The 1,993-nt window shown below is 70.1% G+C and carries 3 protein-coding genes; all 3 read right to left on the reverse strand.

Going from position 1 to position 1,993, the window contains the following annotated elements:
* Positions 1 to 534 (reverse strand): HAD-IB family phosphatase (locus RMO12_RS04365; protein WP_309638345.1); only part of this gene is annotated, 534 nt, incomplete at its 3' end.
* 187 nt (positions 535 to 721) lie between these two features.
* On the reverse strand, positions 722 to 1,627 hold the full coding sequence (gene eutC / locus RMO12_RS04370) for an ethanolamine ammonia-lyase subunit EutC (RefSeq protein WP_309638346.1): 906 nt from the start codon (positions 1,625 to 1,627) through the stop codon (positions 722 to 724).
* Positions 1,624 to 1,993, reverse strand: a 370-nt coding sequence (eutB, locus tag RMO12_RS04375) for an ethanolamine ammonia-lyase subunit EutB (protein ID WP_309638347.1), incomplete at its 5' end; no start/stop codon positions are given. The genes eutB and eutC, both read right to left, overlap by 4 nt.

Consider the following 1,993-nt stretch of genomic DNA (forward strand, 5'->3'; position numbering starts at 1 on the left):
CATGCGGCGCTTTTCGGCGCCGTCGCAGATGTCGCCCCAGGGCTGGTCGACCATGCGGCCGGTGAGACGCTCGTCGGCGCCGGTGCCCTCGGTCTGCAGCACGTTGCTGCGCGTGTAGTCGAGCCCGAGGCGATCCCGGATGCGGTCGGTGAAGAAGGTGAAACCGCCCGAGACGAGCAGCGTCTTGAATCCCGCCGCCTGGCAGGCGCGCACCAGCGTTTGGGCCCCGGGGTTGAGGTGCAGGCGCTGTTCGTAGACCTCGTGCAGTGCGGTGACGGGCACGCCACGCAGCAAGGCCACGCGCTGGCGCAGGCTTGCCTTGTAGTCGGCGATCTCGCCGCGCATGGCCGCTTCGGTGATGGCGGCGACCTCGGCCTTGCGGCCGGCGGCGTCGGCGATCTCATCGACGCATTCGATGTTGATCAAGGTCGAATCCATGTCGAAGGCGATGAGCTTGAAGTCCGCCAGGCGCAGCGGCGGCGTGAAGCCGCGGAGGGTGAGTCCCGGGGCGCAGCGATGTTCGAGGGTAGTCATCTTTGCTTCAGCCGAGAGCGATCAGACGTCCCATTCGCCGCCTTGAAGCTGCTTGATCCTTGCCTGGTAGATCGGATCGGCTGTGCTCATCGTGTTTCCTCGGTTGGACTCGGCTAACCAAACTGCCGGCACTCACGGCCGCTCACGTCACAGCGCATGTGTTGTCGTTGTGAAGTGGCTGACGTGACTATCCGTCAAGCGCCACCGCACCGCTCGCATCCTTGAGCCGCACCCCCGTGCCGCCGCCGCGCCGCGCGGCCTGCGCCAGCCACCACAGCGTGTGCGCGGCGCGCATGAAGGACAGGCCCTCGGGGCGGATGTTGGAGATGCAGTTGCGCTCGGCGTCGCTGCGGCCGCGCTTGGGCTCGGCGGTGAGGTAGATGCCCAGGCTGTCGGGCGAGCTCAGGCCCGGGCGCTCGCCGATGAGCATGGCGGTGAGCGGCGCGTGCAGTGCGGCGCCGATCTCGTCGGCCAGCGCCACGCGCGCCTGCAAGGCGACCACCACCGGGCCCAGTGCCCAGCCGGGCGGCGTGCGCGCGCGCAGGGCTTGCAGCGTCGGCAGCGCGTGGCGAGCCACGGCGAGCGAGGAAAGGCCGTCGCCCACGACCGGGAGCAGCCAGTCGGCCGCCGTGAATGTGGCGAGCGTCGGTGCGCGCTCGGCGAGCGCGGCACGGCTGGCTTCGTCCAGGCGTCGGCCGAGGTCGGGGCGCAGCAGGTAGGTGGCTCGGTCGGGTGCGGCACTGTGGACGCGCAACGTGGCGAATCCTGCTGCGTTCAGCTCGCGTTCGAGTGCGTCGGCATCGAGCGGCCGCTGCACCGCGTCGCGCGCCTGCGCGTGGGCGCAGCCGAAGGCGAGCACTTCACGCGTGGGCAGGCTCACGCCGCTGCGCCCGAGCGCGATGCGTGCGGGCGTGTGGGCGCGCAGGGCCTGCCAAGGGTCGACGGTGACCGACTCGGGGCGCAGTGCTTGCAAGGTCTCGCGCTCGGACCATGCTTCGTTGGCACGCTCCGCGGGATCGGCGCGTTCGCCGCGTCCGCGGCCCTTCGGTGCGCGCTGTGCCCGCGGTCGCTTGTCGTCGCCGCCGCCGGTCATGCGCGCGTCCCCAGCAGCAAGGGATGCCCGCTCGCGACGCGCTGCAGGCGGCCTCGTGCATCGGTGATGTGCATGCGTTGCAGCCAGGCCTCGAACTCCGGCGCGCGCTTCAGGCCAAGCAACTCGCGCAGATAAAGCGCGTCGTGAAAACTGGTGCTCTGGTAGTTGAGCATCACGTCGTCGGCGCCCGGCACGCCCATCAGGAAGGACAGGCCCGCGGTGGCGAGCAGGGTCATGAGCGTGTCCATGTCGTCGCCGTCGGCTTCGGCATGGTTGGTGTAGCAGACGTCGCAGCCCAGCGGCAGGCCGAGCAGCTTGCCGCAGAAGTGGTCTTCGAGTCCGGCGCGGATGATCTGCTTGCCGTCG

It is taken from the genome of Methylibium sp. (assembly GCF_031393925.1).
Classification (GTDB): Bacteria; Pseudomonadota; Gammaproteobacteria; order Burkholderiales; family Burkholderiaceae_C; genus Methylibium.

Coding starts and splice junctions, on each gene's coding strand:
- eutC (WP_309638346.1), bottom strand. CDS start 1,627: ATGACCGGCGGCGGCGACGACAAGCGACCGCGGGCACAGCGCGCACCG.